Annotated in this window: 20 protein-coding genes; 7 read left to right on the top strand and 13 right to left on the bottom strand. The window is 42.7% G+C overall.

The window, feature by feature from the left end:
• Positions 1-116: 116 nt before the first annotated feature.
• Together proC and ACFFRD_RS26475 are read right to left on the bottom strand one after the other, a co-directional pair.
• Entirely contained in the window at positions 117-935 is an 819-nt protein-coding gene (proC, locus tag ACFFRD_RS26480; protein ID WP_392478499.1) for a pyrroline-5-carboxylate reductase, read from the bottom strand.
• Positions 936-1,041: 106 nt separating this feature from the next.
• Complete coding sequence (locus ACFFRD_RS26475) at positions 1,042-1,647, bottom strand: cell division protein SepF (protein ID WP_114080912.1); 606 nt, start codon at positions 1,645-1,647, stop codon at positions 1,042-1,044.
• Between the two features lie 68 nt (positions 1,648-1,715).
• On the opposite strand from ACFFRD_RS26475, the gene ACFFRD_RS26470 reads away from it, so the two are divergent.
• The gene (locus ACFFRD_RS26470) at positions 1,716-1,991 is read left to right on the top strand and encodes a hypothetical protein (RefSeq protein WP_392478497.1); all 276 of its coding nucleotides are present in this window, start codon (positions 1,716-1,718) and stop codon (positions 1,989-1,991) included.
• A 134-nt stretch (positions 1,992-2,125) separates the two neighbouring features.
• Here ACFFRD_RS26470 and ACFFRD_RS26465 read toward each other — a convergent pair whose 3' ends face one another.
• From ACFFRD_RS26465 to psaK, 6 genes are all read right to left on the bottom strand, one after another.
• Positions 2,126-2,794 carry a YggS family pyridoxal phosphate-dependent enzyme gene (locus tag ACFFRD_RS26465; protein WP_392478495.1) on the bottom strand — a complete coding sequence of 223 codons (669 nt, stop codon included), beginning with the start codon at positions 2,792-2,794 and terminating at the stop codon, positions 2,126-2,128.
• On the bottom strand, positions 2,791-3,069 hold the full coding sequence (gene pipX, locus ACFFRD_RS26460) for a transcriptional coactivator PipX (protein ID WP_012408389.1): 279 nt from the start codon (positions 3,067-3,069) through the stop codon (positions 2,791-2,793). Before pipX ends, ACFFRD_RS26465 begins: the two co-directional genes overlap by 4 nt.
• 912 nt (positions 3,070-3,981) lie before the next feature.
• Positions 3,982-4,902, bottom strand: a complete 921-nt coding sequence (locus ACFFRD_RS26455; RefSeq protein WP_114080910.1) for an energy-coupling factor transporter transmembrane protein EcfT — start codon at positions 4,900-4,902, stop codon at positions 3,982-3,984.
• Positions 4,903-5,078: 176 nt separating this feature from the next.
• Complete coding sequence (der, locus tag ACFFRD_RS26450; RefSeq protein WP_114080909.1) at positions 5,079-6,449, bottom strand: ribosome biogenesis GTPase Der; 1,371 nt, start codon at positions 6,447-6,449, stop codon at positions 5,079-5,081.
• A 248-nt stretch (positions 6,450-6,697) separates the two neighbouring features.
• Positions 6,698-7,894: a site-2 protease family protein gene (locus tag ACFFRD_RS26445; RefSeq protein WP_392478493.1), complete on the bottom strand. Its 1,197-nt coding sequence runs from the start codon at positions 7,892-7,894 to the stop codon at positions 6,698-6,700.
• A gap of 345 nt (positions 7,895-8,239) precedes the next feature.
• Entirely contained in the window at positions 8,240-8,494 is a 255-nt protein-coding gene (gene psaK, locus ACFFRD_RS26440; protein ID WP_179071331.1) for a photosystem I reaction center subunit PsaK, read from the bottom strand.
• 123 nt (positions 8,495-8,617) lie between these two features.
• Between psaK and ACFFRD_RS26435 the strand changes: the two genes are divergently transcribed.
• Positions 8,618-9,250, top strand: coding sequence for a phosphoribosylanthranilate isomerase (locus ACFFRD_RS26435; protein ID WP_114080906.1), 633 nt, complete (start codon positions 8,618-8,620; stop codon positions 9,248-9,250).
• 157 nt (positions 9,251-9,407) lie between these two features.
• On the opposite strand, the gene folE is transcribed toward ACFFRD_RS26435, so the two are convergent.
• From folE to ACFFRD_RS26410, 5 genes are all read right to left on the bottom strand, one after another.
• On the bottom strand, positions 9,408-10,115 hold the full coding sequence (folE, locus tag ACFFRD_RS26430) for a GTP cyclohydrolase I FolE (protein WP_114080905.1): 708 nt from the start codon (positions 10,113-10,115) through the stop codon (positions 9,408-9,410).
• A 92-nt stretch (positions 10,116-10,207) separates the two neighbouring features.
• A complete protein-coding gene (locus ACFFRD_RS26425; protein WP_114080904.1) occupies positions 10,208-10,933 on the bottom strand; it encodes an SDR family oxidoreductase in 726 nt (241 codons plus the stop codon).
• A gap of 354 nt (positions 10,934-11,287) precedes the next feature.
• Positions 11,288-12,268, bottom strand: a complete 981-nt coding sequence (locus ACFFRD_RS26420; protein ID WP_114080903.1) for an acetyl-CoA carboxylase carboxyltransferase subunit alpha — start codon at positions 12,266-12,268, stop codon at positions 11,288-11,290.
• Positions 12,269-12,402: 134 nt separating this feature from the next.
• Positions 12,403-13,422, bottom strand: a complete 1,020-nt coding sequence (locus ACFFRD_RS26415) for a long-chain acyl-[acyl-carrier-protein] reductase (protein ID WP_114080902.1) — start codon at positions 13,420-13,422, stop codon at positions 12,403-12,405.
• 125 nt (positions 13,423-13,547) lie between these two features.
• Positions 13,548-14,246, bottom strand: coding sequence for an aldehyde oxygenase (deformylating) (locus ACFFRD_RS26410; protein WP_392478489.1), 699 nt, complete (start codon positions 14,244-14,246; stop codon positions 13,548-13,550).
• Positions 14,247-14,427: 181 nt separating this feature from the next.
• On the opposite strand from ACFFRD_RS26410, the gene ACFFRD_RS26405 reads away from it, so the two are divergent.
• The 5 genes from ACFFRD_RS26405 to ACFFRD_RS26385 all read left to right on the top strand — a co-directional run bounded on the left by ACFFRD_RS26405 (position 14,428) and on the right by ACFFRD_RS26385 (position 21,862).
• Positions 14,428-15,255 carry a carbohydrate ABC transporter permease gene (locus tag ACFFRD_RS26405; RefSeq protein ID WP_392478487.1) on the top strand — a complete coding sequence of 276 codons (828 nt, stop codon included), beginning with the start codon at positions 14,428-14,430 and terminating at the stop codon, positions 15,253-15,255.
• Between the two features lie 149 nt (positions 15,256-15,404).
• On the top strand, positions 15,405-15,704 hold the full coding sequence (locus ACFFRD_RS26400) for a hypothetical protein (RefSeq protein WP_392478485.1): 300 nt from the start codon (positions 15,405-15,407) through the stop codon (positions 15,702-15,704).
• Positions 15,705-15,989: 285 nt separating this feature from the next.
• On the top strand, positions 15,990-18,434 hold the full coding sequence (locus ACFFRD_RS26395; RefSeq protein ID WP_392478484.1) for a filamentous hemagglutinin N-terminal domain-containing protein: 2,445 nt from the start codon (positions 15,990-15,992) through the stop codon (positions 18,432-18,434).
• 406 nt (positions 18,435-18,840) lie between these two features.
• A complete protein-coding gene (locus ACFFRD_RS26390) occupies positions 18,841-19,143 on the top strand; it encodes a hypothetical protein (RefSeq protein WP_392478482.1) in 303 nt (100 codons plus the stop codon).
• Positions 19,144-19,474: 331 nt separating this feature from the next.
• Complete coding sequence (locus ACFFRD_RS26385) at positions 19,475-21,862, top strand: filamentous hemagglutinin N-terminal domain-containing protein (protein ID WP_392478479.1); 2,388 nt, start codon at positions 19,475-19,477, stop codon at positions 21,860-21,862.
• Positions 21,863-21,908 lie beyond the last annotated feature (46 nt).

The following is a 21,908-nucleotide window of genomic DNA, read 5'->3' as shown; positions in this document are numbered from 1 at the left end:
GCAACCAGATTGTTTACTATACTAACGAGTCTTTTGTCAACTTCGTTAATAGTCATTTGTCATTTGTCATTAGTCATTAGTTTTGCACAAAGGACGAATGACAAAGGACTCTTTAATTATTTTCCCAGTTCTTGCGATCGCTCTGTGGCAGCTTTCACTGCTTCAATTAAAGCTGAACGAAATCCTGCCTGTTCTAACTTGGCAATTCCCGCAATGGTTGTACCACCGGGACTGGTAACGCGATCTTTAAGTTCTGCTGGGTGCATTTTGGTTTCATACAACAGTTTCGCTGTTCCCAGTACGGTTTGCAATGCTAATTGATTGGCAATTGCTCTAGGTAAACCTGCGGATACTCCGCCATCAGCAAGTGATTCTAATAGCAGCGCCACGTAAGCGGGGCCGCTACCAGATAGCCCTGTAACTGCATCCATCAGCCCTTCTGAGACTTCCACAACTTCGCCCACAGCAGAAAAAACTTGTTGTGCTATTTGGTGATGCTTGGTATTAGTATATGCACCGGAACAAATGGCGGTAATTCCTGCTCCTACAGTGGCTGGAGTGTTGGGCATTGCTCTGATAACTGGCAATTGCACAAATGCAGCTTCTAGCTGACTTAAAGGCACACCCGCCAATATGGAAATTATCAGGGGTGATTGTTCTCTATTAATAATATCAATATCTGCTAATTCTTGAGCGATCGCGCTGAACACCTGCGGTTTCACTGCCAAAAAGACAACTTCTTTGGCTTGGGTGAAAACCTCACTATTATCTGTCGTCACAGCAACACCGTATTGCTGTTGCAAAAAATCTAGGCGTGAAGGTAGCGGTTCGCTAACTACAACTTCTGATGATTGATAAATTCCATGCGCGATAAGGCGGGATAAGAGTGCTTCTCCCATTACCCCACCACCAATTAAACCAAATTTTATAGTCATTGATCGTTAGTCATTTGTCATTAGTCCTCTGTCGTTTGTCATTTGTCACTACGATAAAAACCCGAGATAAATGACAAAGGACAAAGGACTAACAACTAATTTAACTCTATTGTGCCATCCGATTAGTTTCGTTGCCCCAGGTTTGATTTGGAGAACCTGTAGGCCGAGAAGGACGTGCTGGCGGTTGTGGTACTTCATGAAGAACGCCACCTTGGGTGCTAACTTGGACACAGCTTGGTGTAAACAAGAAGATGCTCTCACCGATGCGCTCTTGATGTCCATCTAGTGCGTAAGTACCACCTGCAACAAAATCTACTGCTCGTTGAGCTTGGTCTGGGTCCATGATTGTCAGATTTAATACCACTGACTTCCGTTCTCGCAACGCTTGAATTGCCTGGGGCATTTCTTCAAAGGTGCGTGGTTCGAGGACTAAAACTTCCGAAATTCCGTTAATTGCTCCTGGCATACCAATCACATTCCCCATTGGCTTTGAACCTGCTGCGATATCATCTCCCATTGTAGGCACTGGTTCCCGCCAGCGTCGATTCTGAGCGGTTGCGCTCTCTTGTGGGGCTGGGGGTTGGGGATTTTCTTGCTGATACAGATTTTGGTAATTATTATTATCTGTTTCTGGTTCTTCTTCGTAATATTCGTATTCCACTTGCTCATTTAGACCTACAAAGTCTCTGAGTTTGGAAAAGATGTTGTTCATTGTCTGTGTACTCTCCTGGTGCGAATAGCCTATATTGACTTGGCTTAGGATTTATTGAGATAGGAGCGATGCCTACGGCCGCAAACTACGCTACATCGGTGGATACTTCAGCAAGTATATTGCCATTTGTAGCCCATACTACGGGTTTTGGCGATGAACCGACACTTATTGGAAAGGTCTGTGCATCGCCTAAACATAATAATGAGTCAAGATTATATCCTAAGGTTTGTCCGAAGGAAAGTTCTTTATACCCCATTTTCCCTTGGCGATTGCTCTTGTCAATACTATATCCTTTGTTTCTAATTGCACCAGTCCCTTACAAAATTCTTGTCATCAAATCCTGATCTCTATTAATACTGACCTGGAAAGCTGATGATCAAAGGCTAAGAGCGATCGCCAAACAATATTGTTACTAATCACACCCTTATTGCTCCTGCTTGTACTTGATACTCAACCGGAAGAGGGATATGTAATATGCTTAAGAGCGATCGCCAAACAATATTGTTCCTAATCGTACCATCGTTGCGCCTGCTTGCACTGCCAGCTCGTAGTCGCCTGACATACCCATAGATAGTTGCTGCATTTTAATGTGCGACCAGTTTTGCTCCTGGATTTTCTTTGCTAGCTCACGATTGAGATTAAACACATTCAAAATTTCCAGATCGCTTAATCCTGAAGGTGGAATTGTCATCAAACCTTGAATTTGTAAATTTTTGTATTGATCGAGTATGGGTAAATCAGCCAAAAGTTCTGGCACACTCCAACCAGACTTGTTGGGATCGGGGAGAATTTTCACTTGCAGGCAAACCTGGGGACTCACTCCTAACTGTTGGGCTAGTTGATCTAAGCGCTGTGCCAGCTTCAAATTGTCCACGGAGTGAATCCAAGGGAATTGTTCGATGGCTTTTTTGGCTTTATTGCTTTGCAAATGTCCAATAAAGTGCCAGGTAATATCCGGTAAGTCTTGCAACTCGGCTTGTTTGCTGGCGGCTTCTTGGATGCGACTCTCTGCAAAATCACGAATCCCTGCGGAGTATGCAGACCGAATGGCCTGGGCAGAAACTTGTTTGCTAACAGCAATCAATTTGACTGAAGTTGGTAGGGATGAACGAATGGAAACAATACGTTCGGAAATCGAACTGTTCATTGGAAGGTGCGTTGGAAAACACTTTGAAGTTGATCGTACTCCTGAGAATGTCCACTGCGCCGCAGGGTACGTAAGCGATTTTCCAACATCATTCTAGCCTCAGTTCGTCCTATAGGCTGGAATTTGACACCTTTAACGTCATTTGCGACCAAAAAAAACAGGCGCTGGGCATAAAGTGTGGTGAACAAATCCTGGGTCTCATCAACCATACAGATTTTGTAGAGTAAACCCCAAGTTGGATGGTTTATGTAAGTTTCTGCGTTTTCTGGATTCATTTAAGAGTCAAGGTGTAGTCAAGGTGGGAGTATATATATCTTTTCGCAGTGAATTACAAACATTCAGACGATAATACCAACATTCGTCAGAATATTTGCTTAAAATGCAAAACTGCGGTTACGAAGACCTTGATCTAGTTTCTAATTGGCAGATGAAGCTAGTGGTAGTGAAGCGAAATGGTACAACAGAAGCCGCAAAGCGTGGATTTAGAGAGTAGAGGCTGGTTGAGAAACATCACCATCTGCTTTGGTGACTTCAATTTACCAATCTGTCGGAACAAGGTACAAGATAGTCCTGATCCTCTTGTTAAAAGTTCGACGTAGCAAGGGAAAACACCCTTTGAAGCTCCCAACGGCAACAGCGAACTTTTCAACTTCTTTCCATACTGCCACAACTATTGCTAAATGGCACAAAATAGCTAACTTAAGTGGGAAGTGGGAATTGGGGATTGGGGACTAGTGGTCTATCGCATTAATTTGGCTAGGTTTGTAGTGAGCGATTTATCGCTCAAATCAAGGACTAAAGTCCTTACTACGAACTTTTATAACCCTTCAGAATTAATGAGACAGACCACTAGAAAGAAAACTATGGCCTATTGATTATTCAGCATTTTCGGCGCTGCCAGTTGCGTCTGGGTTTTGTGCAGAGATTCATACTATTCTTTCTCAGAATCACTGTCTGCGGAAAATTCCCGCACCCACTGGCATTACTGGCGGCTAGCCAAAAATTTGTTGCACGCCGATCTAAAACGGCAAAATAATCTGTTTAATACTAAAAAGCTACGGAAAATGTTAGGGGATCAGTTTTCTGGCGGGGTAATTAGCCTAGTTAAGCTAATCAACTATCGGTGAAAAGGAAAGAGAAAAGCAGGCACAGAAAATATTACCTTTTACCATTTTCTCGGTGCAAAATTAGACCTGAGTTCCTATAGCTAGCCGTATTCCCCAGAATACAATTAAAGTTGCAATAGCAAGCCAGTCACGCCCTTTGAATCGTAAGTCGTGCCACTGCACTCGATGCTCGTTGGGACTGGTAAAACCCCGCACCATCATTGCATTCGCCATTTGATCGGCTCGTAAGAGCAGATTTTCTAACAATCTCTCTGCGACTGTCATCCAAACTTTGAAGCCTCCTTTCAATCCCAGCTTTTTCCAATTAATTGCCCTTGTCATCACAGAACGAAATAAGTTTTGCACTTCTTCTAAAACTAGAGGAATAAAGCGCAAGGACAAGGTTAAAGTTAAAGCAATCTCTGTGACAGGCAACTTGAAGCGTCGTAGGGGTTGCATTAAGCTTTCTATGCCAGAGGTGATTTCTTCTGGTGCGGTTGTTAGCAGATAGAGGTTGGTGCTGTAAATTACGGTAAATATAATTGTACTTAGCCGTACTGCCAAATCCAAGGAGCGGCGAGTTACTTTGACTGGGCCTTTCTGAAATAGCACATAGTTGTATTTTTTGTTATTACTTGCTTGCTCTGGAACAATATTCTTGGAGACTGCTTGCGGGGTTAATATTTGTTCATTAGCTGGCAGGCGTGGTTGATAATCTACACCCATTCCATCAGGACTGATAGCTCCGATCGCTAAGACAAAAAATGATAGCATTAATAGCCAGCCCATTTGTTGCTGCCATACTCGCCGGGGAATCCTAGCAATCAAGGTGGCAATAATCAATAGTACTACCAGCAGCACCCGCCAAAAGTTGTTAGCCAAAACATAGCTTGTTAAAAAGCTCATCAACCAGGCGAACTTGACTCGCGGATCGATTTTATGCAGCCAAGTTTGGGGTTGTTCTAAATAAAGTCCAAGTGGCAGCGATCGCAATAAATCCATTTTAGAGTTAAGAGTTAAAAGTAAGGAGTTAGGAGTAAGGAGTTAGGAGTTTTGACTTAAACTCATAACTTTCTACCTTCTGCCGCTATCAAACTCTAGTCGATAGGGTTGTATAGTTAGCAAGCAATTCTGACTTTAACTCATAACTCTTATACAGACGCGATTCATCGCGTCTCCTAACTTAATTTGACGCGAGTTGCTCTATTAACATTACCAATTTCGGCATCACGGACTTTTTTACTGCGCCACAGTAAAATAATTGGCGTGCCTTTAAATCCTAGCTGTTGCCGGAATTGACGTTCAATGTATCGGCGATAGTTGTCATTGAAGCGTTTGGAATCATTGACAAATAGTGCGATCGTTGGTGGCTGGCTACTTACTTGTGTACCATAATAAATCTTACCCTGACGACCACCACGGGATGCTGGCGGTGAATGCCAGCTAACGGCATCTGTTAAGACTTCATTAATAACTGATGTGCTGACACGCCGTTTGTGTGATTCAGCCGCCGTTTTCACCAACTCTAGAATTTTTTCTACCCGTTGTCCCGACAAGGCACTCACAAAAATTGTTTCTGCCCATTCGGTAAAATGTAACCGTGATTGCAGAGTTTTTTCGTAATCGTAGATTGTGTAAGAGTCTTTTTCGACAGCATCCCACTTATTAACGACGATGATGCAAGCTCGACCTTCTTCGATAATCCGCCCAGCTAATTTTTGGTCTTGCTCTGTGACTCCATCTACAGCATCTAGTACTAATAAAACCACGTCAGCGCGACGAATCGCTTTGAAAGCACGGTTAATACTAAAAAATTCTGTGCCGTATTCTATATGTTTCTTTTTGCGAATCCCGGCGGTGTCAATTAAGCGGTAGGTTTGTCCCTCTCGTTCAATGACGGTATCAATAGCATCGCGGGTTGTGCCGGAAATTGGGCTGACAATTGCCCTTTCTTCACCAACAAAAGAATTGAGTAAGCTCGATTTGCCCACATTTGGGCGACCCACAATTGCTACTTTGATTTCATTAGTTTCTGGGATGTCTTCAACAGCAGGTATGTGATTAACTAACTCGTCGAGTAACTCTCCTGTGCCACTACCATGAATCGCGGAGATGGGGTATGGTTCACCCAAACCCAATTCCCAAAACTCGGCAGCTTGCATTAAGCCTTGGTCTGGAGATTCACATTTATTTACAGTTAGTAGCACAGGTACGCGTTGTTGACGCATCCATTCGGCGATTTCTTGGTCTGCCGATGTGGGGCCTGTTTGACCATCGACAACAAAAATTGCGGCACAGGCTTCTGCCAGGGCTGTCATTGCCTGCTGGCGAATCAGTGGTAGAAATTCGGTATCATCATTAAAGACTAATCCACCAGTGTCTACGACTAAAAATTCGCGACCATTCCAGAAAGCTGGCATGTAAGTGCGATCGCGTGTCACTCCCGGTTCATCATGGACAATCGCCGTTTGTTCCCCGGCGAGTCGATTAACCAGGGTGGATTTGCCCACATTTGGGCGTCCGATAATTGCAACAATTGGCAGTGCCATAAAACCAGGGTAAGTGAGAGACGTAGTATATCATGTACTTACATTTTACTCACTTTAAGTTTTAATTTAATTTTCCCATAATCTGAAGCGATGGGAGAGGTTTTTCTAATTCAAGTTAGTTGAAAAAATAAAAAAGGTAGGAAATCCTACCTCTTACCCAAAAAAAGCATTTTGTAACCAAATACCAAATTCAATATCACACAAGCTTTTGACAAATCTATTGCAAAACTATGACGAGGATATGACGTTTAATTTGCAATTGACTTCGCTATTACTCCCAGTTGCAACCCAGGTGGATAGCTACCTTCTTCTTTTATCCGCTTGATTTCTGCGTCTGTGAGCCGTAAATTTAACTTTTGGGCCAATGTTCGCACAATATCTCCCCGGTCAATTAAACCAGCTACAGCACCAGCAGGAGAAAGTACGGTAATTCGAGGTAACTGCTCATTTTCCAGCTTGTTAATTACCTCAGCTATGGTTGTTGCTTCAGTAACAGTGGGTATTTCTGTTAGGGGATGCACAATGCTGTGTAAGGTTTGGGTTTCCCATTCACTCCTTTGGGTTAAACGAAAATCGTCAATGGAAACCAAACCCCGGTAACGTCCATCAGAAGCAGCAAAATAAACTTGTGAAGGAGAGGTTTCCAACAAGTATAAATCGGCAAAGGAGCGCAGTGTCTGGTCAGCATCGATAACCCGAAAGTCACGAGTCATCGCATCAGCAGCCACCACTTTAAGCAGGCTTTCCTGCAACGTAGTCATGTTGTCATAGGTGTTAGCGTTGCGGACAGCAAACCAACCTAACAGCGCAATCCACAAACCAAGTGCTAACTCCCTTGTCAAGAAATCTACAACAAATCCTAAAGCGATCGCACCATAACCCAAAATTTGCCCAGCCCTAGCAGCCCAGTGTACGGCTTGAAAACGATTACCTGTTATTTGCCATAGTGCTGCTTTTAACACTTGCCCTCCATCTAGAGGTAAACCAGGAATCATGTTAAATAGTGCCACCACCAAGTTAATTCTCGCCAAATCTCCAACCATGACACTGAGTGGACTAGTATCAGGGATGACAAGAACTCCTAGACTGAGCAGGAAAAATAGGATGATACTCACCAATGGCCCAGCGATCGCTACTTGAAAGGCTTTGAAAGGAGTTTTAGATTCTTCTTCAATCGCAGCAATCCCGCCAAACAGAAACAGAGTAATTGAATTAACTTTAATACCTTGCGATCGGGCTACCAAGCTGTGACCCAACTCATGTAGCAACACCGAACCAAATAGCAGTAGTGCCATAACTATTCCAGCACTCCAAGCTATGGCAGTCCCCCATTCTTGGTAAGCTACCCCAAAGTTAAGGGTTGCCAACCCTAAAATCACAAACCATAACGGGTCTAGAAACAGGGGAATTCCAAATAAAGACCCAATTTTCCAATTTGTTTGCATTACATTGTCCTAAAACTAGATATCGCCAGTAGTTCCTATACAGCAATACTTGCGTATATACTTACACGTATATATCTGAGCATCAATTTGGTAGTGCCGAGTTCCAAAATGCTCTTATTTCTAGAATAAACAATTAATGCCTGTTGGACATTGGGCATTGAACATGAAGAAGAGACAAGGGAGACAAGAGAGAGACTTGTTCAATAATTCCCCCTTGTCCTCCTTGTCCCCCTGCCTCCCCTGGCTGATGCTTATGAGTTACCTTGCTGGAGAAAGAACTAAAATCGTTTTGAGGAGTTTTGTATTGATCGTGGCGTTATAAGCAACGCCGCGATCATCGCAAAACTACAGACGACCGATGTTAGTCAGTCCTAAAACGATACCAATGCCAACAATATGACCGAAAGCCATTGCACCAACAAATGTAGGAATGCTGATCGGCAGGATGGGGAACTTGGGGCCAACTAGGGGTTTTTCAATCCTAGTACTTAGTAAAACCATTACTAAGCTACTGATGCTGATGATAATGCCTACTGTAGGATTCCACGCAGGTGTGGCGGGAACAGTTGCAGCTGCTGCTAGTAAAATAGAGGAAATCAAGCTTTTGTCTCCTAAACAGAAAGTTAATCGTAGACCTCAAGATTATAAAATTACAAGGCCCAAAAGTTTTTGAGATAGTTTAGACTTTTCAAATGATTATTCTAAATATTTTGTTATATTTTCATGCGCGTTAAAATTTGCGGCATTACTCAACCACAGCAATCTATAGCGATCGCTTCTCTGGGCGCAACAGCACTAGGATTTATTTGTGTACCAAACTCCCCTCGCTACGTGACTACATCCCAAATTCGGGCAGCTGTGGCAGAACTCCCAGCAAATATTGACACAATTGGAGTTTTTGCCAACGCTAGTATCCCTGAAATCAGCCAGATAGTTGTTGATTCTGGGTTGACGGGGATTCAGTTACACGGGGATGAGTTACCAGATTTTTGCTACCAATTACGTCAAGCTTTACCAAATGTCGAAATTATTAAAGCACTTAGAATTCGTAGTCTTGAGCATCTGGGCACGGCGGCTGATTACACAAAATACGTAGATACTTTACTCCTGGATGCCTACCATCCCGAACAACTTGGTGGTACAGGTAAAACCTTAGATTGGAAAATATTAGAGCAATTTAACCCCAATTGCCCTTGGTTTTTAGCTGGGGGATTAACAGCAGATAATATTGTGGAAGCTTTAAGTCAGGTTAATCCCAGTGGCGTTGATTTATCTAGTGGTGTGGAACGCGCACCTGGAGATAAGGATTTAGATAAAGTAACCAAGTTGTTTGAGAAATTGGGGGGTAGGGAGTAGGGAGCAGGCGGCAGGGAGAAAGGGAGTAGGGGAGGCAAGGGGGACAAGGGGACAACGGGAAAAGAGGTGAGAACTTGAAACAAGTCTTTCCCCTTGTCCCCAATTCTCCTTGTCCCCAAGTCCTCTTCCCAATTCCCAATTCCCCATTCCCCATTCCCTAAAAGAATGCTGGTTGATGGCGAATCAAGTTAAAAAATTCTTCGCGGGTTTTATGCTCTTCTTGGAATACGCCAACCATTGCACTAGTGACAGTCCAAGAACCTGGTTTTTGTACGCCTCGCATTACCATACACATGTGGCTAGCTTCCATCACAACGGCTACGCCTTGGGGTTCTAGAATGGTCTGAATTGCTTCGGCAATTTGGCGGGTTAACCTCTCCTGGACTTGCAAGCGACGGGAATACATCTCAACAATGCGGGCCAGTTTGCTCAGTCCTACAACTTTTTGGTTGGGGATATAAGCAACGTGCGCTCTACCCATAAATGGCAGCATGTGGTGTTCGCACAGACTAAAAAAATTAATGTCTCGGACTAGTACCATCTCGTTATGCCCTTCATCAAAGATGGCATCGTTAACGAGTTCTTCAAGGGATTGGTTGTAGCCACTGGTAAGAAACCGCATTGCCTCGGCCACTCGCTTTGGTGTTTTGAGGAGTCCTTCGCGTTCAGGATCTTCGCCAACGCCCAATATTATTTTCCGCACTGCATCCTTCATTTCCTCTATATGTTCCTCTTTTGGCGGGAACAAATCAGCTTGTCGCCCGTTATTCGTATTGCGATCGGGTCTAGGAGTTATGGCTTCTGCCAAGTCGGGAATCAGAGGCGATTGAGAGTAATTGGAACCGTTGGAACTAGCGATAGTCATGATTCAGTCTTGGTTATGGTTTGAAAGTTGGTCATTAGTCATTAGTCATTAGTACATTGGTCATTTGCAAAGGACTGATGACAAAGGATAAATTAAAGTGCGCCAGCACTGGGCATCAGGGTCAATTCGTCTATAACTGCCTGTTGTGGTAACAGAACTGTGTAAAGAATTGACTGAGCCACTATTTCCGGGGTTAACATCTTAGAACGGTCTAAGTCGACATGGACTGTTTCTGTGTCCCAAAGTTCGGTATTGACTGCGCCAGGAGAGATAGCTGTGACACGAATGCCGTGGGTACGTTCTTCTTGTGCCAGGGTTTGAGAGAGGGCAATCAAACCAGCTTTGCTGACGCTGTATGCTCCCCAACCGGGAAACGGTTGTTTGGCGGCAATTGAAGCGACGTTGATAATTGTGCCTGTGCCCCGATCGCGCATTGAAGGTAAAATCCCTAAAATGCACTGAAACACGCTGGTAAGATTCAAGTCAATTACCTGCTGCCATCCTTCTAGGGGAGTTTCGCTCAAAGTGGCTGTATAGGCAATGCCCGCACTGTTTACCAGAATGTCTATATCACCAAAGTCAAGAGCGATCGCTTGGATTTTTTCTTTTACTTCAAAGATCCGCGCTAAATCTACAGCGTAAGCTTTCGCTTCCACCCCAGTATGCTGTACAGCTTCTGCCACCGCCTCTAACTTATTCAAAGAACGGCTGACTAAGGCGACATCTATTCCGGCTTTGGCAAAGGCTAAAGCCGTTGCTTTCCCAATTCCACTACTGGCCCCAGTAATCAGGGCGCGTCGTTTTTGCTCAACATTCATGATGTCTCCCAATTTTTTGGCAGTTCCCAAAGCCTAGTACCACCCAATTATTCACATTGATCGGTTTAGATAGATTAAAGGAATCTAAAAATCTGATGATTTCTATTAAGCAACTGCTATGATGCAGTGCAATAGTGGGCATATTGTGGGTTTTATCAGTGAAGACAGCAAATCGTCGCCTGGAAAACCACGCCGTACACTCAAATTAGATTACTCAATAACACAAAAGCTACTCAATTTGATTGAGTAGATTTGCCAAACATACAAATGCCTATGGCCAGATTGTTAAAAATCTTTAAGCACATAGGCAATTATAGCATTGCTGCTTTACTAATCCATCATTAGGCAGTGGTTTTAGTGGGCAACTTCTGTAAAAACACCAATTTTACGGAATTTTTCATAACGTAGTTGGCGGCGTTCTGGAGCGGTTAAATGGTTAAGTTCGTCCAAATTTTCTAGCAGCACTTGCTTGAGCGTGGTAGCAGCTTTTAAAGGATCGGAATGAGCGCCACCAGTGGGTTCAGGCAGTATTTGGTCGATAATTCCCAATCTTTTGAGGTCGTGGGAAATAATTTTCAGCGCAACGGCGGCTTGAGGAGCTTTACCAGCATCTTTCCACAAAATGGCGGCGCAGGCTTCGGGGGTGGCGACGGTATAAACGGAGTGTTCAAACATGAGCAGGCGATCGCCTACACCAATACCAAGTGCGCCACCAGAACCACCTTCACCAATAACTGTGCAGATAATTGGCACATCTAAGCAAAACATTTCCCGCAAGTTGTAAGCGATCGCTTCTCCTTGACCTTGATGTTCTGCTTCCACTCCAGACCAAGCCCCTGGTGTGTCGATAAAAGTTAGTATGGGCATACTAAACTTATTAGCGTGTTCCATCAACCGCATAGCTTTGCGGTAGCCGCCAGGATAAGGCATTCCAAAGTTACGGGCAATATTGTCTTTGGTATCACGACCTTTTTGATGACCTAACATCACCACAGGTTGCCCACTCAGACGACCGACTCCACCAACTAAAGCCGGATCGTCACCACCACAGCGATCGCCATGCAATTCCATCCATTCATCGCTAATAGCCTGAATGTAATCGAGAGTACTGGGACGACGCGGATGACGAGCGACTTGCAATCGCTGGGAAGGCGATAGACTAGTAAAAATTTCCTCACGTAGTTGCATGGCGCGTGCTTCTAGTTGACGAATTTGACCAGAAACATCAACGCCATTTTCTTCTGCAAGTTGCCGAATTTGATCGATTCGGGTTGCAAGTTCTGCTAGGGGCTTTTCAAAATCTAACAGTAGCGGTTTACGCTCGGTAGTTGCCATCGTAGGGTTTATCAATTACGAGTTATAAGTTATCTATCTTTTGTCCTTTGTCCTTTGTCCTTTGTCCTTTGTCCTTTGTCCTTTGCAAATAACAAATGACCAATGACTAATGACCAAGGACAAATGACTAATGACTAAACCAACAACGGTCTAAATCCATGTTTTACTGACACCCGGCCAATCTGCTCCATTTTATCTACGGTAATCTGATTCCGTCCCCACGAAAAGTTCGTGTATAACTTCTCAAATTCCAGCAGCATTGATTCGGCAAAACAGGCAAACAGCTGACGGGCTGGCACGTCCATATTGACTATTTTCATAATTTTCCAGTCAATATCCAGGGAATGCTCTACAATCCCACCATTTAACACGTGTACGCCAGGATATTGAATTTTTGTCGCTAAGTTTTTAGGATAGCCACCATCAATCAACAAACAGGGTTGTTTCAAAGTGGTAGGGTCAATTTCCACGCCTCTGGGCATACTAGCAACCCAAACTACAACATCGGCTTGGGGTAGCGCTTCTGTCAAACCCATGATTTTCCCCCGCCCCAGTTCGCCTTGCAACTCTTTGAGACGTTCTTGATCACGGGCGATTAGCAGGAGTTCTTGGACATCTGTTCTCGCATCTAACCAGCGTGTAACGGCACTACCAATATCCCCAGTTGCTCCACATACCGCAACAGTCGCGTTTGATAGATTAATTCCCAGTTGTTTGGATGCTTCTTCCACCTGCTTACAAATAATGTAGGCAGTATGCGTGTTTCCTGTGGTGAAGCGTTCAAACTCTAGTTTGATATTGCGGACTTGGCTAAACTGCTCTAACTTAAAGTTTTCAAAAATAATCGAGGAAAATCCGCCTAAAGCTGTGATGTTAATGCCGTGCTTCTGTGCATGGGCCATGGCGTTGAGGATTTTCCGTGTTGCGGCTTTGATGCGGCGACTAGCTAGCATTTCCGGCAAAAAGCAAGATTCTACATACCGTCCTTCAATTTGTTGCCCAGTAACACTGGTGACAATAATAGTATCGACAATTTGCGGCGGGGCGCTGCACCAAAAGTCTAGCCCTTGATCGGCATATTCTGGGTATCCCAATTCTTGGGCTACCGCTTGAGCGTGTTCTAAACTAGTCAGATGTCCAATTAGACCAAACATGTAGTGATTATTAGGCTTATGCTGTCTTGAGGGGGGGATTTAGGAGAGTTAGGAGTTGTGGGTTAGGAGTTCTGAGTTCTGAATTTGAACTACTCAGCACTCAGCACTCGTTAGTCAGCACTTTTTTAAGCACCTATGAGTCCGTAGGCTGACAAGCGCATGATATCGCGAGTCGTAAAACCAATGTTACTCAATGCTTCACCATACTGAATCATGAAGTCTTCTACCAAAGCATCTTTTTCCATTGCCATTGTGTGGGCATCACCTTCTACTTGGTTGAGCATTTTCCAGACGATGGGTAGGTTCTGGCGATTTGCAAGTTCAAGTTCAGCTTTGGATTCTGCAAAGTGTTCTTTCAACCAAACTTCTCCAAAATTGAGGTGGCTGTATTCTTCTTTAACTACTCCTTCAGTAATTTTGCGGGCAAAATCGTCGGCAACAGGGATGTAAATGTTATATGCTGCGATCGCAAAACATTCAATAATTAAAGACTGAATCAACAGACAAGTAACCACTTTTCCCGATGCTGCGGCTGTTTGGAAATTTTGGTGTAGTCCGGAGAAAAACTCTTTGGCAAATGGCAAATCTGGGGTAACAGCCAAATTGCGCCCACAAGCTTCAAATCCTTTCTTATGGCGGCTTTCCATCTTGGATAGGCGAATCAATTCATCATGAGATTCTGGCAGCAGTTGGGCTAGTGTGATGTAATTTTCATGGGCTTCTTGTTCCCCTTCAATCACGATCGCATTAATCCGGCTATAAGCATCTTTGTATGTTTCGCTTTTGAAATCTAATTCTGTAGATTGGTCTGTAAGCTGCTGCATGGTTATGTTTACTCCCGTAAAACTGAATTATTTGACACCAGGATTCGATTTACCCTATGAACTGAGGGTAACAATCTCTGTGGTTTAATTTAACTTAACAAGTAGACTATGTTTATAGATTAATGGTTGCTGGGGGCAATGCTCTAGTACTAGCGAAATAAATGCTTTGCGGCTTCAAGTTATGTCTAAACCAAACCCGAATCTGAAATCTGGTGATTTTTTGAGCCTAGTAATCTTACTGCTAGGGGCATTTATCGTTTTACTACCGCTATTTGTGGTTCTTCTCACCTCCTTTGCATCGACAGCCGCCAGCCCAGAAAATTTGTCTAAAAATAACTGGTCTTTAGCTAATTACCGCGTTGCATGGCAACAGGGAAAATTTTTGCTGGCGTTTGCTAATTCTACCTTGGTAGCGATCGCTGTGACGGCGTTTCAGATTGTCACTTCTGCTTTGGCTGGTTACGCCTTAGCACGGCTGAAGTTTCGGGGACGGCAAGCACTGCTATTGGTTGTTTTAGCAACTTTGGTAATTCCTTTTCAGTTATTGGTGATTCCCATCTTTTTGGTTTTGAAGTGGGGACACCTGATAAATACATACTGGGCGCTCATTTTACCTACTGCTGTCAATGGGTTTGGGATTTTCTTATTACGTCAGTATTTCCAGACAATTCCTGTGGAATTAGAGGAAGCCGCAGCCATCGATGGGGCAACCAGATTACAAATATTGTGGCGGGTAATGTTACCTTTAGCCCGTCCGGTCTTGGTGACGCTGTTTTTGTTCACTTTCATTGGCGAATGGAATGATTTGTTTAAACCTCTGGTATTTACAACCCGTCCCGAATTAAGAACAGTGCAACTGGCGTTGGCTGAGTTTCAAGAACAATTTACGAATAATTGGCCTTTGATGATGGCGGCGGTGACAATAGCGACAGTTCCAGTGATGGTATTATTTTTCATCGGTCAGCGTCAGTTCATTCAAGGTATTGCTGCAACGGGAATTAAGAATTAGCAAAGGAAGCTGTCTGAATTTTAGATTTTGGTGAAGCGCGAGATAAGTAAATTCAGCAGTAAGATATGAATTTTTATGAAGTTATGCATAATTGTTCCGGGTCAAGCCGAAACAGAATTATACAGATTCTGTAGGAAATGGAAACAGTCATGAATTCTGAAACATTACAACAGTTACAAGCTGAGATTGAGCAAAAACTGCTTGAAAGCGTTAATAACGCTGGTTTATACAGTGTGCTTGAGAAGTACGGTGTATTAGATGATAGAGCTTTAATCGTTCAATGGCAGTGTAATCTTGACCCAAATAAAATTAAATCTGGTGATGCAGTTAATAGCCAGCAAGTAAATGAATTATTGCCAGCAACTCCAAAACAGGAAATTGTGCTGATGGAAAAATCATGGTGTATTCCTTGCCCTTCAACTGGCAGTCCGCTAGGTTGTAACTGCTAAATAATTTAGTTTTTACACTGTAAAAAGTTTATTCTAGTGAGTATAAAAATACTGAACTTTGCATTTACTAGTTAGGGTACAGAGATAATTTCAAGTATCACCATAAGTTAGTGAGCAAGGACAAATAAAATTATCTTACGCAATGTAAGATGATTAATTAGATTGTTTCGTAGTAAGGGCTGAATCCCTTATTACAAAGCTTTAATTGTTCACACTCACTTAACTTATTTAACTAGCAAAGAGCAGTATTTTAATATACTCTTATTTTTTGGGTGCAAGTTTGTCATGTCTCGATACCGAAGTAGTTGGTACTGGGAGTTAGGGATAGTGAGTACATTAGCAATTGCTGGAGTACTCACTTTCTTTGAGAGTTTTGTCTTAGCCCAAATACAAAAAGATGGCACACTTGAATCTGAAAGTTCAATCATTACACCAAAGCTACTCGATGGTCAGCTTATAGACCAGATTGATGGTGGGGCAGTTCGTGGTACAAACTTATTCCACAGCTTTGAACAGTTTTCTGTGTCTGCGGAAAGGACAGCCTACTTTAACAATGCAATAGATATTCAAAACATTATCAGTCGGGTGACGGGTAATTCCATTTCTAAGATAGATGGGATTCTGAAAGCTAACGGCACAGCGAACCTGTTTCTGATTAACCCTAACGGCATTATTTTTGGGCCCAATGCTTCTTTAAATATTGGCGGTTCATTTGTGGCAACTACGGCGAGTAGCTTGAACTTTGCTGATGGTACAAAGTTTAGTGCTACATCTCCTCAAGCTAAACCTCTACTGACATTAAGTGTTCCCATTGGCTTACAATTTGGAGCAACTGCGGCTCCCATCCGCAATCAATCTCAAGCAAGTCCAAATGGCGCAGTTAATATCTTTGGACAAGGCGTTGGTCTACAGGTGCAACGAGGCAAAACCTTAGCACTTATAGGCGGTGATATCACGCTAGAGGGTGGAAATATAACGGCAAGGTCAGGAAGGGTTGAATTAGGAAGCGTTGCTGGCAATAGTCTGGTCAGTTTAAGCCCAACGAACCAAGGTTGGATTTTGGGATATGAAGGTGTTCAAAATTTCCAGAATATCGAAATCATCCAGTTAAATAAAATTCCATCGATTGTAGATACTCATGGAAATGGTAGCGGCAATATCCACCTGCAAGGGGGACTTGTGCGAGTAGCTGGCAGTTTCCTAATTCTAGTTAATCCCTTGAGAGCGCAATCAGGAGGGAATTTGACAGTAAACGCTTCAGATTCTGTAGTAATTGAAAAAGATTCACAACTGTTTACTCAAAGTTTTTCCAACGCAAACTCTGGAAACATAAATGTAAATACTAAGAAGTTGGTAGTCAGAAGTGGAGCGCAATTGCAGGGGCAATTGACCATAAACGCTTCAGATTCCGTGGAACTAATTGGTGGCACTAACATCCCTCTCTTTCGAGATGGTAGTGATTTAATATCCAGTGGATTATTTAGTGCAACTTACGGCAATAAAAACGCTGGCAACATCATAATTAATACTGGAAGGTTGCGTATCGAAGGAGGAGCAAGAATATCAACAAGTTCTGAGGGCATATACAGGTTTATTCCTAACCAACTTACACCAGCGACAGGAAATGCAGGAAACTTGACGGTGAACGCTTCTGAGTCGGTAGAATTAATTGGAACTTCACCAAATGGTTCTAAGCTCAGTAGCTTGTTTTCTGGGACTCAAGGGCCTGGAGATGGCGGAAACTTGACCCTAACCACAGGGCAATTGATTATCAAGGATGGGGCTGCAATAACTGTGAGCAGCCAAGCTCGAAAGAATGTAATCTATATCGGAGATCCAAATAATCTTGGAAAAGCAGGCTATTTAAATATAACCGCTCGCTCCATACTTCTCGACAACAAAGGAAAACTCATATCTAATAGTGAGTCAGGTAAAGGTGGGAATATTACCCTACAGGTGCAGAACTTATTATTGATGCGCCGCGAAAGTCAAATTACCACTAACGCAGGTACAACAGGGCTGGGTGGAGATGGCGGTAATATCATCATCAATGCACCTAATGGTTTCATCGTCGCTACTCCCTTTGGAAATAACGATATTACTGCCAATGCCTTCTCTGACTCTGGTGGTAAAATTACAATCACCGCTAAGAACATCTTTGGATTTGTGCCCCGCACTCGTGCAGACGTAGAAAAACTCGATCGCAAAGAAATCAATCCGAATAACGTCCGAACAAGTGACATCACGGCGTTTTCTCAGCAAAACCCTTCATTAAATGGTACGGTACGAATCAACTCACCAGATGTTGACCCTAGTCAAGGATTAGTGGAATTGCCTGTAAATTTGGTTGATGCTTCCCAGCAAATTGTTGCTGGCTGTAATTCTGGTGGAAAAATAGCCAGAAGTTCATTTATTACAACTGGGCGTGGAGGAATAGCGCCCAATCCCACGGAGCCATTGATAGCTGATGATGCGGTGCTAGCAGATTGGATCACACTCTCTCCAGAGAGTCAGAATCGTGCTGAGGGTATCCAGAAAAGAGTGGTTGTTCACAAGCAGAGAAACCCAGAAGAATCACAGAAGGTTAATTCCGTCAATGAACCTACTCAAATTGTGGAAGCTCAAGGATGGGTAGTGGATGCCAATGGGAACGTGGTTTTGGTTGCTCAAGTACCCACTGCGTCGCCTCATAATTCTTCACTCATCGCTACATCTTGCGCTGGTAATTAGAATTTGAGATTCTCGTAAGTTTTGTTGGTGCGCTGGCGTAGCCCGTCGTAGACATTGCTTTTTCGCAATGACTTTCATACATAAGCGATCGCTTTTTCTAATAAAGCCTATGGGCTTATCCAAGCCGTAAGCAGAGTATGAGAGTTGAGGAGGTATCAATTACTTAATCCACTTGAATAATTAACGGAAAGTAGCCATATTCATGAAGGCTTTAAGGAAATCCGGCAGAAATATATGAAGTTTTGTTACACAATGCGTAATTATTACTAGCCAAGTTGAAGTCATAATTATGGGAGTTCGCAAGAGCGTTTCTTCGTCGCCAAACTGTACTAATCGAAGTCATGTTAATTTAGTACATCGCAAAATAGGTTTATACATTTACTAGTCTGCAAGGAGAGCAAAATTCATGGAATCTCAAACAGTACAGCCAACAGTCATAGATGCTCAAACATTACAGCAGATACAAGACGAGATTCAGCAGGAAATGCGCGAAATTATAAAAAACTCTAACTTAAATAATGTGTTAGAAAAATATGGTATATCAGGAGAAAATATCCTTGAAATTAATTGTATTCTCAACCTAGATAAAATCCAAAATAGTCATATTGTTGACAACCAGAAAGTTCAGAATTTTGCAGTGGCAATACCACATAATAAAATTGCACTTAAGGGTTGTATTATCACTAATCAAGGTATGATTTGTGGTTAATTATTAGCTTTAATAGTATTGTCAACTTAAGTGCCATACTTTTTTAAAATATTGAAAATAAATTTAATCGATTTATCCTAAAAACTATATTTTAATATTTAGGTATGTCATTAACCCATTGATTTCAATCAAAAAGTTTGTCGCCAGTTGTAAAGTTGGCAATACTATAGTCTCAAAGATGATCAAAATAAAATAGTTTTATTGTAAAAAAATAATTTGCATAATGAATGCAGGTATTATAAAAACCAACATTATTAACTGAATGTTTATCATCATTCTTGGATTATTGGCAATAAAATTTTACTAAATTACTTTTTTGAGTGCAAATTCTGTGAGACACCAAAAATCAGCCGCTTGGTATTATAAGTTAGTCCTAGCCAGTGGTTTAGCACTTGCTGGGGCACTTTTATTATGTGGAAGTTGTGCTTTAGCCCAAATTCAAAAGGATGATACTCTGGGGTCTGAAAGTTCAGTTGTTACACCCCAGTTAGATATTGATGGACATTCTATTGACCAAATCGATGGTGGAGCAATTCGCGGTACTAACCTGTTCCACAGCTTTGAACAGTTTTCTGTCCTCACTAACAGCAGAGTCCATTTTAACAACGGGACAAATATTCAAAACATAATCAGCCGAGTGACAGGTAAGTCTATCTCTAATATAGATGGCATTCTGAAAGCTAACGGCACAGCCAACCTGTTTCTAATTAATCCCAATGGGATTGTTTTTGGCCCTAATGCTTCTTTAAACATCGGTGGTTCATTCGTGGCGAGTACAGCAAGTAGTCTGAACTTTGCTGATGGTACTAAGTTTAGTACTACAAATAGCCAAACTACGCCCCTACTAACAGTAAGTGTTCCCATCGGCTTACAATTTGGAGCAGTTGCGGCTTCTATCCGCAATCAATCTCAAGCAAAGAGTCCAGATAATGTAACTAATAGTCTTGATGGAAATGTTGGTATACAGGTAAAGCCAGGCAAAACATTAGCACTTGTAGGCGGCGACATAACACTGGATGGCGGAAATTTAACAGCACAGTCTGGACGAATTGAGTTAGGTAGCGTCGCTGGCAATAGTCTGGTGAGTCTAAATCAAACAAACCAAGGCTGGAGTTTAGGATATGAAGGTGTTCAGAATTTTCAGAATATTCAACTTATCCGGCGAACTGTTGACCATGAAGAGTTTCCATCTCAGGTAGCTACCAGTGGCGAGAATGGTGGAAATATCCAGGTGCAGGGTAGGACAGTAGAATTAATTGGTAATCTTGTAAGCTTAACAACTCAGACTACGGGTGCGGGAAAAGGCGGAGACTTAACAATTAACACCAGAAAATTAGTTGTTCAGGATGGCGCACAAGTATTCACTTCTACTATAGGTGAAGGTTATGGGGGAAATTTGATCGTCAACGCCTCCGAATCCGTAAACGTAATTGGTAGCTTTTCTATACCAAATAGTACTTTTGATCGGCCTAGTGTATTGTTTAGTTCAACAGGTACTGCTGGTAAAGCGGGTGACTTAACAATCAACACTGAGAGATTGCTTATTCAAAACGGCGGGCGGGTATCAACAGATTCTAGTGGAACATTAAAAAACTCAGAATTTATAATAGCCACAGGATCAGGAGGAAATTTGACTGTCAACGCCTCCAAGTCTGTAGAGTTAATGGGAACTACGACAAATGGTTTTTCCAGTGGCTTATTTGCTTCTACTAATGGTTCCGGAGATGCCGGAAAATTGACAATTACCACAGGACAATTAATTGTCCGGGACAAAGCTGAAGTAAATGTAAGCAGTCAAATTCTAACATTTGGAACTTATATAGGGAATACAAGCAATCTGGGTTCAGCAGGTGAACTAAATGTGAATGCTCGCTCTATTCTTCTGGACAACCAAGGAAAACTCATATCTAGTAGTGATTCAGGTAAGGGGGGTAACATTACACTACAGGTGCGGGACTTATTATTAATGCGCCGCAACAGCCAAATATCCACCAATGCCGGGGGTGATAAAACTGGCGGTAATATCACCATCAAAGCACCTAATGGCTTCCTAGTTGCCACTCCCTTTGGAAATAACGATATCACTGCCAACGCCAACTCTGGCTCAGGTGGTAAAATCACAATCACCGCTAAAAAAATCTTTGGGTTTGTGCCACGCACTCGTGCAGACGTAGAAAGGCTTGATCCAACAGGCTCAATCAACCCGAATAACCTCCGAACAAGTGATATCACCGCATTTTCTCGGCAAGACCCTACATTAAGCGGCACTGTACAAATCAACTCACCAGATGCTGACCCTAGCAAAGGATTAGTAGAACTGCCTGTAAATCTGGTTGATGCTTCTGAGCAAATAGCTGCTGGTTGTAATTCTGGTGCAAAAATAGGAAGGAGTTCATTTATTGCTACTGGACGTGGAGGATTAGTAGCCGATCCCACGCAGCCATTGATAGCTGATGATGCGGTGCTGGCAGATTGGATCGCACTAGAGCCAGAGAGTAAAAATAGTGCTGCTGGTATTCAGAAAAGAGCGGTTCTTCAGGCGCAGCAAAATATAGAAGAAAAATCACAGAAAGTTAATTCTGTCAATGAACCTACTCAAATTGTAGAAGCCCAAGGATGGGTAATGGATGCCAATGGTAATGTGGTTTTGGTTGCTCAAGTACCCACTGCGTCGCCCCATAACTCGTCACTCACGGCTACATCTTGCGCTGCTCGTTAGACTTTGAGATAAGTTAAACAATCTCTGAATTAAAGTTAAATTTCTG

The organism is Nostoc sp. C110 (assembly GCF_043099725.1).
Classification (GTDB): Bacteria; Cyanobacteriota; Cyanobacteriia; order Cyanobacteriales; family Nostocaceae; genus Nostoc; species Nostoc muscorum_A.
The sequence above is the reverse complement of the archived record's forward strand: the minus strand, read 5'-3'. Positions and strand labels throughout refer to the sequence as shown.

Bases quoted from the DNA above. Each gene is read 5' to 3' on its own strand.
- proC (WP_392478499.1), bottom strand. From the start codon at position 935: ATGACTATAAAATTTGGTTTAATTGGTGGTGGGGTAATGGGAGAAGCA.
- ACFFRD_RS26475 (WP_114080912.1), bottom strand. From the start codon at position 1,647: ATGAACAACATCTTTTCCAAACTCAGAGACTTTGTAGGTCTAAATGAG.
- ACFFRD_RS26470 (WP_392478497.1), top strand. From the start codon at position 1,716: ATGCCTACGGCCGCAAACTACGCTACATCGGTGGATACTTCAGCAAGT.
- ACFFRD_RS26465 (WP_392478495.1), bottom strand. From the start codon at position 2,794: ATGAACAGTTCGATTTCCGAACGTATTGTTTCCATTCGTTCATCCCTA.
- pipX (WP_012408389.1), bottom strand. From the start codon at position 3,069: ATGAATCCAGAAAACGCAGAAACTTACATAAACCATCCAACTTGGGGT.
- ACFFRD_RS26455 (WP_114080910.1), bottom strand. From the start codon at position 4,902: ATGGATTTATTGCGATCGCTGCCACTTGGACTTTATTTAGAACAACCC.
- der (WP_114080909.1), bottom strand. From the start codon at position 6,449: ATGGCACTGCCAATTGTTGCAATTATCGGACGCCCAAATGTGGGCAAA.
- ACFFRD_RS26445 (WP_392478493.1), bottom strand. From the start codon at position 7,894: ATGCAAACAAATTGGAAAATTGGGTCTTTATTTGGAATTCCCCTGTTT.
- ACFFRD_RS26435 (WP_114080906.1), top strand. From the start codon at position 8,618: ATGCGCGTTAAAATTTGCGGCATTACTCAACCACAGCAATCTATAGCG.
- folE (WP_114080905.1), bottom strand. From the start codon at position 10,115: ATGACTATCGCTAGTTCCAACGGTTCCAATTACTCTCAATCGCCTCTG.
- ACFFRD_RS26425 (WP_114080904.1), bottom strand. From the start codon at position 10,933: ATGAATGTTGAGCAAAAACGACGCGCCCTGATTACTGGGGCCAGTAGT.
- ACFFRD_RS26420 (WP_114080903.1), bottom strand. From the start codon at position 12,268: ATGGCAACTACCGAGCGTAAACCGCTACTGTTAGATTTTGAAAAGCCC.
- ACFFRD_RS26415 (WP_114080902.1), bottom strand. From the start codon at position 13,422: ATGTTTGGTCTAATTGGACATCTGACTAGTTTAGAACACGCTCAAGCG.
- ACFFRD_RS26410 (WP_392478489.1), bottom strand. From the start codon at position 14,246: ATGCAGCAGCTTACAGACCAATCTACAGAATTAGATTTCAAAAGCGAA.
- ACFFRD_RS26405 (WP_392478487.1), top strand. From the start codon at position 14,428: ATGTCTAAACCAAACCCGAATCTGAAATCTGGTGATTTTTTGAGCCTA.
- ACFFRD_RS26400 (WP_392478485.1), top strand. From the start codon at position 15,405: ATGAATTCTGAAACATTACAACAGTTACAAGCTGAGATTGAGCAAAAA.
- ACFFRD_RS26395 (WP_392478484.1), top strand. From the start codon at position 15,990: ATGTCTCGATACCGAAGTAGTTGGTACTGGGAGTTAGGGATAGTGAGT.
- ACFFRD_RS26390 (WP_392478482.1), top strand. From the start codon at position 18,841: ATGGAATCTCAAACAGTACAGCCAACAGTCATAGATGCTCAAACATTA.